Origin of the sequence: Massilia timonae, from assembly GCF_001866515.1 — a bacterium.
Classification (GTDB): Bacteria; Pseudomonadota; Gammaproteobacteria; order Burkholderiales; family Burkholderiaceae_D; genus Telluria; species Telluria timonae.
The window spans coordinates 3,076,727-3,091,067 of record NZ_JRYB01000001.1; the positions used below are offsets into that span (position 1 = coordinate 3,076,727).

The window sequence follows — 14,341 nt, forward strand, 5'->3', positions numbered from 1 at the left end:
GGCGATTGTGCGAAGCTGGGGCAAACGGTCGCATCGACCATGGACGCATTTGGACAGGCAAGGAAACGACATGAAATTCGACAAACCCGCAACACGCAATCCGATCGATCAGCTGCGCGTCGTCGGCCAGCCGGTCGACCGCATCGATGGCCCGCTGAAGGTGACCGGGAGGGCCGTCTACGCCTACGAGCAGAACGACGCCGCGCCCAACGCCGCCTACGGCTACGTGCTCGGGGCAGCCATCGCCAAGGGCCGCATCGCCTCGATGGCGCTGGAAGAGGCCAGGCGCGCGCCGGGCGTGCTGGCCATCGTGACGGCGGATAACGCCGGCAAGCTCGATCGCGGGGAGTTCTATGTGGCGCGCGCCCTGGCCGGCCCCAGGGTCGACCACTATCACCAGGCGGTCGCGGTCGTCGTCGCGAACACCTTCGAGCAGGCCCGCGCCGCTGCTCACCTGATCCGCGTGGAATACGTGCGCGAAGCGGGCGCCTTCGACCTGGCGGCCACCAGGACCAGCGCGCCGGTAGCCAGGCAGGGCGCGTTCGGCCCGCCCCCGGAGACCGGGCTGGGCAACTTCATCGGGGCGCATGCCGCCGCGCCCGTGCGGCTCGATGCCGACTATTCGACGCCCGACCAGGCGCACGCGATGATGGAGCCGCATGCGACGATCGCGGCCTGGGAGGGCGACAAGCTCACGCTGTGGACTGCAATCCAGCAGATCAACTGGGGCGTGCGCGATATCGCCAGGACGCTCGGCATCCCGAAGGCGAATGTGCGCATCGTCTCGCCCTTCATCGGCGGCGGCTTCGGCGGCAAGGGAACCATCCTGTCCGACGCCGTCATGGCGGCCCTGGCCGCGCGGGCTGCGCGGCGTCCGGTCAAGGTGACCCTGCAGCGCGCGCTGATGTTCAATAATGTCACGCACAGGCCGGCCACGATCCAGCGCCTGCGCATCGGCGCGACCAGGGACGGCAGGATCACCGCGCTCGGCCACGAGAGCTGGTCCGGCAACCTGGAGGGTGGGCGACCCGAGTCCGCGACCATCCAGACCGGCGTGTTGTACGCGGGCGCCAACCGCATGACACGCCTGCGCCTTGCGCACCTGGACTTGCCGGAAGGCGGCGCGATGCGCGCGCCGGGCGAGGCGCCGGGCATGATGGCGCTGGAAATCGCGATGGACGAAATGGCCGAGAAGCTGGGACTCGATCCGGTCCGGTTTCGCATCCTGAACGACACGCAGGTCGATCCGGCCGATCCCAAGCGGCCATTCTCGCGCCGCCAGCTGGTCGAGTGCCTGCAAACCGGGGCCGAGCGCTTCGGCTGGAGCGAGCGGCGCGACAAGCCGGCGACCCGGCGCGAAGGGAACTGGCTGATCGGCCTGGGGGTTGCGGCCGCGATTCGCGGCGCGCCGATCATGGCCTGCGCGGCGCGGGTGCGATTGAATGGCGCCGGCGTGGTGACGGTCGAGATGGACATGACCGATATCGGGACCGGCAGCTACGGCATCATCGGCCAGACCGCCGCCGAAATGATGGGCGTTGGCATGGACAAGGTCGTGGTCAAGCTCGGTGATTCGAGCTTCCCCGAGTCGCCAGGCTCGGGCGGCCAATGGGGCGCGGCATCGTCGACCGCCGGCGTGTATGCCGCCTGCGTCAAGCTGCGCGAAGCGGTTGCCGCGCGGTTCGGCATCGCGGCGGCCGACGCCCAGTTCGTCGACGGCGCCGTGCGCGCGGGCGGCAAGACCTTTGCGCTGGGCCAGGCGGCGGATGCGGGCGAGCTGGTGGCCGAGGACCGCATCGAGTATGGCGACCTGGCCAAGCAGTATGTCCAGCAAACCTTCGGCGCCCACTTCGTCGAGGTGGCGGTCGATGCCGCCACCGGCGAGATCCGCCTGCGGCGCATGCTGGCGGTGTGCGCCGCCGGGCGCATCCTCAACCCCAAGACGGCGCGCAGCCAGGTCATTGGCGGCATGACGATGGGCGCGGGCGCCGCCTTGATGGAACACCTGGTGGTGGACAAACGCATCGGCATGTTCGTCAACCACGACCTGGCGGGCTACGAAGTCCCGGTGCACGCGGACATACCGCACCAGGACGTGATCTTCATCGACGAGGTCGATGAAACGATCTCGCCGGTCAAGGCCAAGGGTGTTGGAGAACTGGGCATCAGCGGGGTGGCCGCCGCCATCGCCAATGCCGTATACAACGCCACCGGCGTGCGGGTCAGGGATTATCCGATCACGCTCGACAAGCTGCTCGACCAGTTGCCCGGCTGAGCTGCGCCTCCGGATCAGCGCTTGGCGGCCGCCTTCGCCTGCGCGATCCAGCTATCGAACAGCGCCTGGTGGAACTTGATCCAGCCTGCCGTATGGCGCGCGATATCCTCCTGCGACCCCTGGCCGTTGCGCACACGCTCGTTCTGCGCATTGATGTCGGCAATCGGCAAGCGCATGACCTCGAACAGCTTGACCGCCGCCGGATTCTTCTCGGCCCAGGCACGGTTCACGACGAAGCGCGTGGTGTTGACCGAGAAGCCATAGTTGCTGCCATCGGCCATACGGGTGTCGGCATTCTGCGGATTCGACGAGTGCGGCACCTGCAGCCACACGACGTCCTTGCCGGGGATGAGCACGCTGCTCACCCAGTAGGGCGTCCAGGTGTAGTACAGGATCGATTCGCCACGCTTGTAGCGGCCGATCGTATCGGCGATCAGCGCCGAATAGCTGCCCTGCACGTGCTTGACCGTCGGACGCAATTTATAGCCGTCCATGTGGTGCTCGATCATGGCCTCGCAGCCCCAGCCCGGATCGCAACCGGTCAGGTCGGCCTTGCCGTCGCCGTCATGGTCGAACAGCTTGGCGATGGCCGGGTCGCGCAGCTGGTCGATATTGGTGATGTTGTGCTTCTCGGCCGTGGCCTTGTCGATCAGGTAACCCTGGGCGGCCGGGCCGGCATACGCGCCGACACGCATCAACTTGGCGTCGCCGCCCGCGTTGTCGTAATAGTCCTTGTGCAGCGGGTCCCAGTGCACCGCGAGGAAGGTCGCGTCGCCGTTGCCGACGGCGATGTGGGCGGTCGGGTAGGCGATTTCCTTGCTCGGCTGCGTTTCGTAGCCCAGCTGGGCCAAGGCGCGATTGGCCAGCATGGTCTGGAAGGTTTCTTCGGCCAGCGGGCCCTGCAGGGCCTGCACCTTGATGCCCTTGCCGGGCAGGTCGGCGCCTGGTGTTTGCGCCGTCGCGATGCCGGTGCTCAGGGCGAGCCCGGCAAGCACCAGGGCCGAGATCCAGCGGAACGCGCGCTGCGTTTTATAGGTGGCGTTGAAGTGTTCGGTTTGACGCATCGGTATCCTTTCTAATCTTATTGTGCGGTGGCGGGCTTGGTGCTTGGCGCCGCCTCGGGGCGGGCGGCACCGCCGACCAGGCGCAGGACGAAGCCGGCCGGACCGGTCTGGTACCAGTGACGCACGCCGCGGCGTGGTTGCCCCATGGCCTGGGTCAGGCGGTCCAGCATGATGGCCAGCAGGACGATGCCGAGGCCGCCCACGGTGGCCAGGCCCATGTCCAGGCGGCCAATGCCGCGCAACACCATCTGGCCGAGGCCGCCGACCGCGATCATCGAGGCGATCACCACCATCGACAGCGACAGCATCAGCGCCTGGTTGATGCCGGCCATGATCGACGGCATTGCCAGCGGCAGTTGCACGCGGGTCAGGAGCTGCCAGGGCGAGGCGCCATAGGCGCGCGCCGCTTCGATCAGGTCGGGACGCACCTGGCGAATGCCGAGGTTGGTCAGGCGCACCAGCGGCGGCAGGGCGAAGATGATGGTGACGATCACGCCCGGCGCATTGCCGATGCCAAACAGCATGACCACCGGCACCAGGTAGACGAAGGCGGGCGTCGTCTGCATGGCGTCGAGCAGCGGGCGCAGGATGTTTTGCGCGCGGTCGCTGCTGGCCAGGAAGATCCCCAGTGGTAGGCCGATGATCAGGCAGAAAACCAGCGAGGTGAGCACCAGCGACAGGGTGATCATCGCTTCCGGCCACACGCCCAGCGCGGCGACCGCCACCAGCGCCAGCACGGTGCCGACGGCCAGCGTACGGCTGGTGAACTGCCATGCCAGCAGGCCGATGATGGCAATCAGGACGAGGGAGGGCACGGCCAGCAGCAGCTCGCTGGAACCGGTCAGCGTCGCGTCGATCGGCGCGCGCACGGCCTGGAAGAAGGGGCGGAAATGCTCGACCACCCAGCCCAGTCCATCGTTGATCCAGGATTGCAGCGGCAGCGCGCCGTCGAGGGCGTGCGCCAGGTCGAAGCTGCTGGCGTGTTCGGGCGCGGCGGCCGGCGCCGCGGCGTCGAGCCAGGAGGTGTCGCTCGGCGGCGTCGGCAGCCAGGGGTTGGCCTGGGCTGCCGCGTCTGCAGCCTGCGCTGCGGCCGGCTGTACTGCGGTGATGCTGTTGTCGGTCGTGCTCATGCTTGTCCTTTCTGGGTCGAAGCCTCGGGGATGGCGGGCGTGTCGGGGTCGAGGAATTTCAGCAGGGTGGTCTTGCTGATCGCGCCGCACAGGCGTCCGTCGTCGCCCACCACCGGCACCGCATACGGCAGTTGCGCCACCTGGCCGAACAGGCCGGCGACGGGTTCGTCCGCCTTGATGGTCTGCACGTCCGGCAGGAAGGCATGCGCCAGGCCCAGCGGGCCGGTATGGCCGTCGAGGGCGCTGCGCAGGGAGTCGACCGACACCAGGCCGAGGAATTCGCGCTGCGGATTGACGACGTAGGCGTAGGTCCGGTCCTGCTCCTCCAGCATCGACAGCGCCGCGCGCGAACCGCGGGACGGCGATTCCGACACCACGATCTGGCTCTTGCGGGCGATGTCGCCGGCCTTGAAGACCGCCGCCGCGTCGACGCCGCGCACGAAATTGCGCACGTAGTCGTTGGCGGGCTTGCGCAGGATTTCCTCGGGCGTGCCGACCTGCACCACGTGACCATCCTTCATGATGGCGATCCGGTCGCCGATGCGCATCGCCTCATCGAGGTCGTGCGAGATGAAGACGATGGTGCGGCGCTTGATCTGCTGCAGACGCAGCAGCTCGGACTGCATCTCGGTGCGCATGATGGGGTCGAGCGCCGAAAACGCCTCGTCCATCAGCAGGATCGATGGATCGCTGGCCAGTGCCCTGGCCAGGCCGACGCGCTGCTGCATGCCGCCGGACAGCTCGTCGGGATAGCTGGCGGCATAGGCCGCTAGGCCAACCTGTTCGAGCGCTTGCCGGGCCTGCGCATGGCGCTCGGCCTTGGGAATGCCGGCCAGCTCCATGCCGAAGGCGGTGTTGTCGAGCACGGTGATATGCGGCAGCAGCGCGAACGACTGGAACACCATGCTGATGTCCTTGCGGCGCAGGGCGCGCAACTCGGCGTCCGGCAGCGTGTTGATGTCGTTGCCGTCGACCAGGATGCGGCCGTCGGTGGGTTCGACCAGGCGGTTCAGCATGCGCACCAGGGTCGACTTGCCCGAGCCGGACAGGCCCATGATGACGAAGATCTCGCCGGCTTCGATGGTGAAGGTGGCGTCGAACACGCCGATCGTGCAGCCGGTCTTGGCCAGGATGTCTTGCTTGTTGGCGCCCTGGCGGACCAGCGCCAGGGCGTCGTCGGTCTGGTCGCCGTACACCTTGAAGACATGGTCGATGATAATTTGTTTTGCCACGTTGTTGTTCTCCTTCGATTTGGCGAATGGAATGAAACCCTGCAGCCATTGGCGTTCATGGGAATCGATGGCCCCGAGCCGTCGGCGGTGCGAATGGCGCGATAAGCGCCCAGGCGGCGGAAAGGGCAGGCACGCTTTGCCGGCGCGACGGATGCTGACGAGAATGTCGTCAAACGATGTCGGGATGTAGGCGCTTGGCCTAAGAGCTATTTCCCACCCAGCGGATGGTAAATACGGTGCAGCAGGGGTGTTGCTAAGAGTAACTATTGTCTAGTGGGCATGAATTATAAAGCAAGTCGAATGATAAGTCAATTTGATTTATTTATTCGACGTTACGAAGCCGGAACGGCTATCGTTTGTGTTCGCTTCGCCATGCGCCCGGCGACGCGCCGATCATTTTTCGGAACGTCCTGCCGAAGTGGACCGGGTCCGCGAAGCCCATGGCGTGCGCGATCTCGCCCAGGGTCGCATCGGATGCGGACAGCAACTGCTGCGCCCGTCGGATGCGGGCGTCGAGCTGCCATTGGTAGGGCGCCAGCCCGGTCGATATCTTGAACGCGCGGCTGAAATGGGCTTGCGACAGATTGACCAGTCCCGCCAGGGTTTCCAGCTCGATGCGGTGTGGGAGATGCGCTTCCATATAGTCGATCACCCGCCGCAGCTGCCATGGCACGAGTCCGCCCGTCTTGAACCCCGTGATGCGCGGCGCCGCGAACAGCTGGGACGACACGGCGGTGATGATGCCGTCGCCATACAAATGCATCGACGGGTCGGGGTGATGGACCGCCTCGGCAAGCAGCTTGACCAGGTTCCAGATCCGGTCATTGGCAAAGCGCAGCCTCGGGACGCCGGTCCTGCCCGGGTCCAATGGCATTTTCAGGCGTTCGCTCAGGATATCGGTGTCGAATACGAGCACGGCATCGACGACACGCCGCGCGGTTTTCGTGTAGCCCCAGATCTCCATGCCGGCCGGCGCGAAATACATATGTCGCGGCACATGCTCGACGGGGCAGGGACGATCCGGATGAAACCGTGGCTCGCATGCACCGCCGTGCTCTTCCAGGACCACGCTCAGGCGCGGCTGGTCGCGATGCGGCAAGGGGCTCGTGCCTTCGCCGTCACAGTCGTAGCCGGTGACGACGAGCTGGACGCCGCTCCACCCGCGCTGCGCCTGCGTCAGGCCGGTCACGTTGGCGGGGAGCGAGTCAATGACCATTGGGGCGGGAATGATGTTCTCCTAAGACTGTCATTGTGGATCCGGCGCAGCAGGAATGAACCATCGATAGCAGGATTGAACATTGCCGCGCCGATATCGGATTGGTATCGTTCTGTCTCCAACGCCTGGGCGCAAGAACGATTCTGCTGGCCATGCGGCGTACGCGCTAGTGCCGTTCCCGGACACGCTGTGTTGCGCAATCGGGAACGCCTGCGCCTGCCGTTGCGCGTCGCGCGATAGCAGATGAACGCATCGAATGAATGAGATGAGCGAGGAGAATTGATGGCTGGAGCAAGCCTGGGGCAGACGATCGGCCCCGTGGTCGTCCTGATGGGGGCGGCCGTGATCGCCGTGCCGTTGTTCAGGCGGCTCGGCCTGGGAGCGGTCCTCGGCTATTTTGGGGCGGGCATCCTGGTGGGACCGTCGGTACTGGGCCTGGTCACCGATGCGCGCTCGATCCTGCATTTCTCCGAGTTGGGCGTGGTGATGTTCCTGTTCGTGATCGGGCTGGAACTGCGGCCGCACAAGCTGTGGGCGATGCGCGGCCAGATTTTCGGCCTGGGCCTGGCCCAGGTCTTCGCCGCGACCGCCGCGCTGGCGCTGACCGGATACGCGCTGTTCGGTCTGTCCGGGCCGGCCGCTTTTGTTGCCGGCGCGGGCTTCGTCCTGTCCTCGACCGCCGTCATCATGACCGCGCTGCAGGACCGGGGCGAGATCGCGAGCGAGCAGGGGCAGAAGTCGGTCGCCATCCTGCTGTTCGAGGACTTGATGATCGTGCCGCTGCTGGCGGTGGTCGCCTTCCTGGCGCCGCAGCTTGACGGACAGCAGGGGCAGGGCTGGTCCGGCCTGCTGCTGGCGATCGCCGCGCTGGCGGCGCTGCTGGGCGTGGCGCGCTGGGGGCTCGACCCGTTCTTCGCCCTGCTGGCCAGGTCGCGCACGCGCGAAGTGTTGACCGCGGGTGCGCTGCTGGTGGTCCTGTGCGCGGCGCTGCTGATGGAATTCGCCGGCCTGTCGATGGCGATGGGCGCGTTCCTGGCCGGCGTGATGCTGTCGAGTTCGAGCTACCGGCACCAGGTCGAGAGCGATATCGAGCCGTTTCGCGGCCTGCTCATGGGGTTGTTCTTCCTGGCGGTGAGCATGTCGCTCGACCTGGCCATCGTCGCGGCCGAATGGCGGCTGCTGCTGGCCATGCTGTTCTGCTTCATGGTCGCGAAGGGCATCGCCGTCCACGCGGTCGCGCGCATGTTCGGCGCCTCCAACCGCCAGGCCCTGCACCGCACCTCGATGTTCCTGCAGGGCGGCGAGTTCGCCTTCGTGCTGTATGCCGCCGCGCTCTCGGCCGGCGTGCTGGGCGAACGCGAGAACGCCTTGTTCGCCACCGTCGTGATCCTCTCGATGGCGCTCTCGCCCCTCCTGACGCTCGTGACCGACCGCCTGCTGCGGCATGAAAAGTCGATGGACGGCGTCGAGCATGCGCGCGACCTGAAGGGGCGGGTGCTCGTCATCGGCTTCGGACGCTTCGGCCAGATCGCCTCGCAGGTGCTGCTGGCGAGCAGGGTCAAGCTGGCGGTGATCGACAAGGACCCCGACCGCATCCGCGATGCGCAGCGCTTCGGCTTCAAGGTGTTCTTCGGCGAAGGCACGAGGATCGACACCCTGCGCCATTCCGGCGCCGCCGAAGCCGATGCGATCATGGTGTGCGTCGACGAGCCCAAGGCGGCGAACGACATCGTGGCGCTGGCCAGGCGCGAGTTTCCGCAGGCCCGGCTGCTGGTGCGCGGCTACGATCGCGGCCACGCCATCACCCTGATCCGCGCCGGCGTCGATGTCCAGGTGCGCGAGACCGTCGAATCGGCCTACCTGATGGGCGCCGAGGGCCTGCGCGCGCTGGGCTTCGCCGAGGCCGACGTCCAGGAGGCGTCGCTCGACATCCGCCGGCGCGACGCCGAGCGGCTGTCCGAGCAGATCCACGGCGACGAGCTGTCGGGCCGCGACCACCTGCACCTGCCCGTCATGCCCGAGCCGCTCGGCAAGCCCGCGGCCTAGACGGCAGTATCATCTCAGCGACGCCGTGTGGCACAACCGGGAGCAGGCAAGTGGATATCGAAGAGTTGCAGACATTCGTGGAAGTCGCCGATGCCGGCGGCATTTCGGCGGCCGCGCTGCGGCTGGGCGTATCGAAGTCGATCGTCAGCCGGCGCCTCGCCCGCCTCGAGGAAGAGCTGGGCATCCAGCTGCTGTCGCGCACCACGCGCGGCGCGGCGCTCACCGAGGCCGGCACGACCTTCCGCGACTATGCGGCCAGGGTCTGCGCCGAGATCTCCCTGGCGCGCGAGACGATCCTGCCCGCCGGCGAACTGCGCGGCCGCCTGCGCATCGCCGCGCCGCTGTCGTTCGGCCCGACCCACTTCGCGCCGGTGCTGGCCGACATGGCGCGGCTCCACCCGCGGCTGCACATCCACACCTGCTACAGCGACCACAACGTGGACCTCATCGCGGACGGTTACGACTGCGCGATACGGCTCGGCTACCTGCAGGATTCCAACCTGGTGGCGCGGCGGATCGGGCCGATCCATGGGCTCACGGTCGCGAGTCCCGCCTATATCGCGGCCCACGGGGCGCCCGAGACGCCAGACCAGCTCTTGTCGCACCAGGCCCTGATGCAGGGCACCGAGGCCTGGCAGTTCCTGGATGGCGAGAAGATCGTGTCGGTCCGGCCGCAGGGGCGCTTCAAGGCGGACAACGGCACCGCGCTGGTCGCAGCCGCGCTGGCGGGGCTGGGCGTCGCCTATCTGCCGTATGGCCTGATGCATGAATATCTGGATGCCGGCGCGCTCGTTCCGGTCATGACGCGCTATCCGCCGCCGCCGGCCGGCGCCTACGTCGTGCGTCCGCCGGGCCAGCATCCGGCGCGCAAGATCCGCATCCTGACCGATCTGCTGGTGGCGTATTTCGACACCAAGCCGCCGATCGCCCGCGCCTGGCCCCGTGCCTAGCGCTCCTTCAATCCACTATGGAGCCATGAAAACCATGATTGACATGATCATCGAGCAGCGCCGCCGCAGCCTGGGCGGCAGTTTCGAAGTCGGCCGCGTGCTGCCGTTCGCCAAGCGGCGCATGGTGGGGCCATTCATCTTCTTCGACCACATCGGGCCGCTCGACCTGGCCCCGGGCATCGACCGCAGCGTCGACGTGCGCGCGCATCCGCATATCGGCCTGTCGACGGTGACCTATCTGTTCTCGGGCCGGATCATGCACCGCGACAGCCTGGGCGTCGAACAGGAGATCCATCCGCACGAAGTCAACTGGATGACCGCGGGCAGCGGCATCACGCACAGCGAGCGCTTCGAGCACGCGCGGGCGCACGGCGACCACCTGCACGGCATCCAGGCCTGGGTCGCGCTGCCGAACGGGATGGAAGAAGTCGACCCGTCGTTCTCGCACCATTCCGGCGCCGACCTGCCGCAGTGGCGGGATGGCGGCGTCACCGGGCAACTCATCGCCGGCAGCGCCTATGGCCTCTCCGCCGGCGCCAAAACGTGCTCGCCGCTGTTCTACGCCCATCTCGACATGCAGCCGGGATCGACCGCCGAGATCCCCGGCGGCTACAAGGAGCGCGCGCTCTACATCGCCACCGGCGCGGTGGAGCTCGATGGCATGCGCCACGAGAGCGGCCGGATGCTGGTGCTGGGGACGGCGGCCTCGCGCGTCAAGGCGCTGGAGCACGCGACGGTGATGGTGCTGGGCGGGGAACCGGTCGGCGAGCGTCACCTGTACTGGAATTTCGTGTCGTCGTCGAAGGACCGCCTGGCGCAGGCGGCGGCCGACTGGCAGGCGGGCAGGATGAAGCTGCCGGATGCGGACGACAAGGAGTTCATTCCATTGCCGGATGCGCCGCCACCGCCGGCGCCGCCGGCCATGTCCTAGCACTAATGTCGGCGGCGGTGGAGATGCAGTGAGCCGGTCATGCCACGACTCTGTTCGCCGCCAAGTCCCATCCGCCGACAGTGCTGCCGCCGCCACCGCCGCCGATCTTCTGTTGGGTGTAGCGCCACTTCACTTTGGAAAATTTGAGACTGACGTGCTCGTCGAGAATGGTGCCGGGCTCGATACCGGGCGCGATACCACCGACGAGTACATTTTCCAGTTCAATCTGGAAGTAGCAGATGGGTTCGCCATTGCCATCGGCGCGCATGAAATCGAACTTTGCGTTGGGGATTGTCTTGCCCATGGCGCAGGTCTGCATCAGGATGGGTGAGGCCAGATCTGCGATCTTGGTGAACGAAATCTCCTTTAACTCCGCACGTTCCGCAGTGTGGCCCCCGCCGGTCGAAGCAGTCGCTGATCTTGGTTGAAGAATGCCCCAGTGCACGCTCGTACACTCTATCCAGTCCCTGTGCTTGGCATCCTGCGACTCGCCCTTGATGCCGTCAATCTGCAGATATACATCGATGGCCACGATTTGCTCCTCTATGTCAGGTACGGCTGCAATTGTTCGCCAGCAGTAGCAAACATCGCTTGTGGCCCCACAACAGACGAGCATGCTAGGGCAGATAGATTGGACCACTAGCGATTCTGCAGGAGGAATTATGGGGCAAGCAGCCAGCGGAGCAATCGGGGGAGCAAACGACCATTTGAGTATGAGCGGAGAAACGCGAAAACGGATGCAACGGCTGGAGGTGGTCGTACTGAACTACTACGATGATATGGGCCCAGGAAAAGGGAACTGCACGTGGGGGGCCGGTATCCTGGCGCATCGCGGGCCTTGCACAAAGGAGGAATTAGATCGGCCGGTTAGCCGGGCTGAGGCAGATGCAGAGTTTGCGCGCAGGGTCGCCTATATGGAACGGGTAGTGCGTCGGAACGTCATCACTCAGGCGCTGACTCAAGCACAGTTCGACGCCCTGGTGAGTCTTGCGTACAACGCTGGTGAGCGCGGTGCAGGCACGACCTTTGATCTGGTCGATAGCGGTGACCTCAGAGGCGCCGCCGCCAACATCTTGAAAATGACAAGAACAACGGTCAAGGGCAAGAAGGTCATTGCACGCGGCTTGGTGTACCGGCGAAGAGAAGAAGCAGCGCCATTCCTGAAAGCCGCTGAAGCGCAGACCGTCGGAAAGTGAGGATACTGCAATGTTATTTCTGAAATCAGCTGTGCGTCCCAAGACGTTGTCGAGCGCTACGGTCTTCCTGATGATCGCGTGTGCATCGCACGCGGGGTGGGCTGACGTATCGAGTAATAGTAATGAGTTGGTGGGCACCTGGACTCTTACAAAAGTCCTTGATTCCTCCTCGATCGCATCAATCGACGATACAGAGGCCGCAGAGCTGGTGGGAAAGGCTCTGGTGATCGCGCCAGACAAGATAACAGTCGCAGGCGAAAGCTGCCGCAAACGTCCCACATTCACGCGCCATTACGAGGACGCCGCACGATATATCCGGGAAACTGCGCATGCGCGGGTGGGCCGACTGGGCATTCCGACGATCGTGGAAGCTGTCGAGTTGTCGTGTACTGAAGCGCTGATCAAGGGCTACAATAAGATTGTCGTGTATTGGAAAGGATTTTTCTTCGACGCGGTGAAGAATGAGTAACCGTGGCGTGCTGCGCACAATCGTCCTGATGCTTACTGCTGCGCGGCGATCCCGATCAATTCAAGTGCTTCGGTGAGTTCGCGCATGCGGCCTTCCTTCGGCCACCCCGCGAAATGCGTCTGCAAGGCGCCGTCGCGGTAAAAGTAAAACACCGGGAACTGCCGGTTCCTGAGCGCATCCCAGTCCTCGTTCTTGTAGGCCTGCGAGATCGGGGCCTGGGGATAGCGCCCGTTCCAGTCCAGGTAGGCTTGCAGCGAACGTTCGGTCTGCTGCGGCGCCAGCCACTTGATCCGGTTCTTTAGCGCGGCCATCAGGGGCTGGTCTGCCGTGATCCGGGCGACGGCGTCCCGCGTGAAGCCACAATGGGGATCGGCGACGACGATCACGTAAGCGCCGCCTGGAAAGGAAAAAGTACGCGCGCTGCGCTTGCCGTCCGTGAACAGCAGTTCGGCGGCCTGACCGGGCGGCAGTGGCGGCAGGTCCACCTCGTGCAGCTCTACCTGATTCACCGCGAGCGCATGTTCGATGCGCCACGCGCGCGCGGCCCCGTATTCGCGCGCGCCGATGAGGGCGTAGTAGGTGTCGTCAAGTTGCCCGGCGCTCGCGACCTGGCGCGCCGCGAGCTCGCGCGCCACCGCCAGCATGTCGAGCGCATGTTCGCTCGAGGGGGTGTAAAAGTGCGCGCCATTCGCAGCCTGGAACAGGAGGTGCAGGTCGGCGGTGCCGGCGTCAGGCAGGACGAGCCGGTAATCGAGGCCCTTCTTCATCTGCCGGTAAGCCAATGAAACGCTGTGCGCCTTCGCTTCCGGCGTCTGGGCGTCGTCCCATGCCTTCAGTTCGGCATCGAAGCGCTGGAATCGATCGCCGATCGGCGTGGCCGCAGCGCCTGCTGCAGCGGCTGCGAGCAGAACGATGGCAAGAAAGCCTTTCATGAATACCTTCCTTCCATGGCGATACGACCGTCGCACATGACCGTGAACTCGCCCTCGCTGCCGCCCACAAGCAAGATGGCGTCGGCGTCCAGCGCCACCGGCTGACGGAAGCGGCACCAGACCTCGGCGATATCGTGGCCCGTCGATGCCTGCAAGAGCGAGCACGCCTTCGCCAGCGTATGCGCCCCATGGATGATCGGCGCGCGCATGCCCATCAGGCGCGCCGACCATGGCCACAGGTGGATCGGGTTCCAGTCGCCCGACAAGGCCGCATAGCGCCGGCCGGCGTCACGCGCGACCGTCCACCCGCCGAGCGCCGAGCCACGCGGTGGCTCGGGCGGCGGCGTAGCGCGGCCCGAGCGGCTTCCACGCCGGATCAGATAGGTGCTGTCGCAGGAAAAGATCGGCCGTTCGCCATCGAAAGCGCGCGTCTCCAGCACGCAATGCAGGGCGCCGTTCGGGGCAGGGGGTGGCAATTGCAAGTTGGTCGTCACCGCCAGCGGCGCGTCAGGCACGACCGCCCCCTGCATCGCCAGGCGGTTCTCGACATGGATCAGGCCCGGTATACGAAAAGGGATCGGGCAGGCCAGCATGGTCGCCAGCTGCGCGCGCTGCGCCAGCAGGTACAGGAAGGTGAGCGCAATGGCGTCGCCGTTGAATCCGAACGCGGCGTTATAGCGGCGCACGTGATCGAGGTCGATCCGCTCGAGGCGCCAGGTGGCGCCGACCTGCCCGGTCGGCGGGCGCGCCGGCTGCTTGAGCAGCGCCCGCAGCAGCATGGCCGCGCCAGACGGAGGAAGAGAGGGCAGGGAAGCGAGGTGCGCAGGGCTCATCCGCGCAGGATACCATCGTTGCCAGCCCTCTACGATCCGGCCGGTAGCCGGTGATGATCCGGTTCCG

The 14,341-nt window shown here is 66.0% G+C and carries 13 protein-coding genes; 6 read left to right on the plus strand and 7 right to left on the minus strand.

The genetic code is table 11. From position 1 onward, the window contains the following. Window positions 1-70: 70 nt before the first annotated feature. A complete protein-coding gene (gene paoC, locus LO55_RS13235) occupies window positions 71-2,275 on the plus strand; it encodes an aldehyde oxidoreductase molybdenum-binding subunit PaoC (protein WP_071361805.1) in 2,205 nt (734 codons plus the stop codon). 14 nt (window positions 2,276-2,289) lie between these two features. Here paoC and proX read toward each other — a convergent pair whose 3' ends face one another. The 4 genes from proX to LO55_RS13255 form a co-directional block, all read right to left on the minus strand. Next, on the minus strand, window positions 2,290-3,339 hold the full coding sequence (gene proX / locus LO55_RS13240) for a glycine betaine/L-proline ABC transporter substrate-binding protein ProX (RefSeq protein WP_071361806.1): 1,050 nt from the start codon (window positions 3,337-3,339) through the stop codon (window positions 2,290-2,292). A 17-nt stretch (window positions 3,340-3,356) separates the two neighbouring features. Beyond that, complete coding sequence (gene proW, locus LO55_RS13245; RefSeq protein WP_071361807.1) at window positions 3,357-4,469, minus strand: glycine betaine/L-proline ABC transporter permease ProW; 1,113 nt, start codon at window positions 4,467-4,469, stop codon at window positions 3,357-3,359. After that, window positions 4,466-5,701, minus strand: coding sequence for a glycine betaine/L-proline ABC transporter ATP-binding protein ProV (proV, locus tag LO55_RS13250; protein WP_071361808.1), 1,236 nt, complete (start codon window positions 5,699-5,701; stop codon window positions 4,466-4,468). The genes proW and proV overlap by 4 nt, the downstream gene beginning before the upstream one ends. A gap of 349 nt (window positions 5,702-6,050) precedes the next feature. Continuing rightward, on the minus strand, window positions 6,051-6,917 hold the full coding sequence (locus LO55_RS13255; RefSeq protein WP_071361809.1) for an AraC family transcriptional regulator: 867 nt from the start codon (window positions 6,915-6,917) through the stop codon (window positions 6,051-6,053). 282 nt (window positions 6,918-7,199) lie between these two features. Here LO55_RS13255 and LO55_RS13260 point away from each other — a divergent pair, with 282 nt between their 5' ends. From LO55_RS13260 to LO55_RS13270, 3 genes are read left to right on the plus strand one after another with little or no spacing between them, the layout of a single operon-like run. Beyond that, a complete protein-coding gene (locus LO55_RS13260) occupies window positions 7,200-8,963 on the plus strand; it encodes a monovalent cation:proton antiporter-2 (CPA2) family protein (protein ID WP_071361810.1) in 1,764 nt (587 codons plus the stop codon). A 50-nt stretch (window positions 8,964-9,013) separates the two neighbouring features. Continuing rightward, window positions 9,014-9,913 carry a LysR family transcriptional regulator gene (locus LO55_RS13265; protein ID WP_071361811.1) on the plus strand — a complete coding sequence of 300 codons (900 nt, stop codon included), beginning with the start codon at window positions 9,014-9,016 and terminating at the stop codon, window positions 9,911-9,913. Window positions 9,914-9,947: 34 nt separating this feature from the next. Beyond that, entirely contained in the window at window positions 9,948-10,844 is an 897-nt protein-coding gene (locus LO55_RS13270; protein ID WP_071363784.1) for a pirin family protein, read from the plus strand. A gap of 37 nt (window positions 10,845-10,881) precedes the next feature. On the opposite strand, the gene LO55_RS13275 is transcribed toward LO55_RS13270, so the two are convergent. Further along, window positions 10,882-11,376: an Hcp family type VI secretion system effector gene (locus tag LO55_RS13275; protein WP_071361812.1), complete on the minus strand. Its 495-nt coding sequence runs from the start codon at window positions 11,374-11,376 to the stop codon at window positions 10,882-10,884. A gap of 130 nt (window positions 11,377-11,506) precedes the next feature. On the opposite strand from LO55_RS13275, the gene LO55_RS13280 reads away from it, so the two are divergent. After that, window positions 11,507-12,040 carry a lysozyme gene (locus LO55_RS13280; protein ID WP_071361813.1) on the plus strand — a complete coding sequence of 178 codons (534 nt, stop codon included), beginning with the start codon at window positions 11,507-11,509 and terminating at the stop codon, window positions 12,038-12,040. A 10-nt stretch (window positions 12,041-12,050) separates the two neighbouring features. Further along, window positions 12,051-12,509, plus strand: coding sequence for a hypothetical protein (locus tag LO55_RS13285; protein ID WP_071361814.1), 459 nt, complete (start codon window positions 12,051-12,053; stop codon window positions 12,507-12,509). 32 nt (window positions 12,510-12,541) lie between these two features. Here LO55_RS13285 and LO55_RS13290 read toward each other — a convergent pair whose 3' ends face one another. Together LO55_RS13290 and LO55_RS13295 are read right to left on the minus strand one after the other, a co-directional pair. After that, on the minus strand, window positions 12,542-13,441 hold the full coding sequence (locus LO55_RS13290; protein ID WP_071361815.1) for a hypothetical protein: 900 nt from the start codon (window positions 13,439-13,441) through the stop codon (window positions 12,542-12,544). Continuing rightward, window positions 13,438-14,220, minus strand: a complete 783-nt coding sequence (locus tag LO55_RS13295) for a MaoC family dehydratase (protein WP_071361816.1) — start codon at window positions 14,218-14,220, stop codon at window positions 13,438-13,440. Before LO55_RS13295 ends, LO55_RS13290 begins: the two co-directional genes overlap by 4 nt. Window positions 14,221-14,341 lie beyond the last annotated feature (121 nt).

Excerpts from the sequence above, each read along its gene's own strand:
- paoC (WP_071361805.1), top strand. The coding sequence starts at position 71 with ATGAAATTCGACAAACCCGCAACACGCAATCCGATCGATCAGCTGCGC.
- proX (WP_071361806.1), bottom strand. The coding sequence starts at position 3,339 with ATGCGTCAAACCGAACACTTCAACGCCACCTATAAAACGCAGCGCGCG.
- proW (WP_071361807.1), bottom strand. The coding sequence starts at position 4,469 with ATGAGCACGACCGACAACAGCATCACCGCAGTACAGCCGGCCGCAGCG.
- LO55_RS13255 (WP_071361809.1), bottom strand. The coding sequence starts at position 6,917 with ATGGTCATTGACTCGCTCCCCGCCAACGTGACCGGCCTGACGCAGGCG.
- LO55_RS13260 (WP_071361810.1), top strand. The coding sequence starts at position 7,200 with ATGGCTGGAGCAAGCCTGGGGCAGACGATCGGCCCCGTGGTCGTCCTG.
- LO55_RS13270 (WP_071363784.1), top strand. The coding sequence starts at position 9,948 with ATGATTGACATGATCATCGAGCAGCGCCGCCGCAGCCTGGGCGGCAGT.
- LO55_RS13280 (WP_071361813.1), top strand. The coding sequence starts at position 11,507 with ATGGGGCAAGCAGCCAGCGGAGCAATCGGGGGAGCAAACGACCATTTG.
- LO55_RS13285 (WP_071361814.1), top strand. The coding sequence starts at position 12,051 with ATGTTATTTCTGAAATCAGCTGTGCGTCCCAAGACGTTGTCGAGCGCT.
- LO55_RS13290 (WP_071361815.1), bottom strand. The coding sequence starts at position 13,441 with ATGAAAGGCTTTCTTGCCATCGTTCTGCTCGCAGCCGCTGCAGCAGGC.
- LO55_RS13295 (WP_071361816.1), bottom strand. The coding sequence starts at position 14,220 with ATGCTGCTGCGGGCGCTGCTCAAGCAGCCGGCGCGCCCGCCGACCGGG.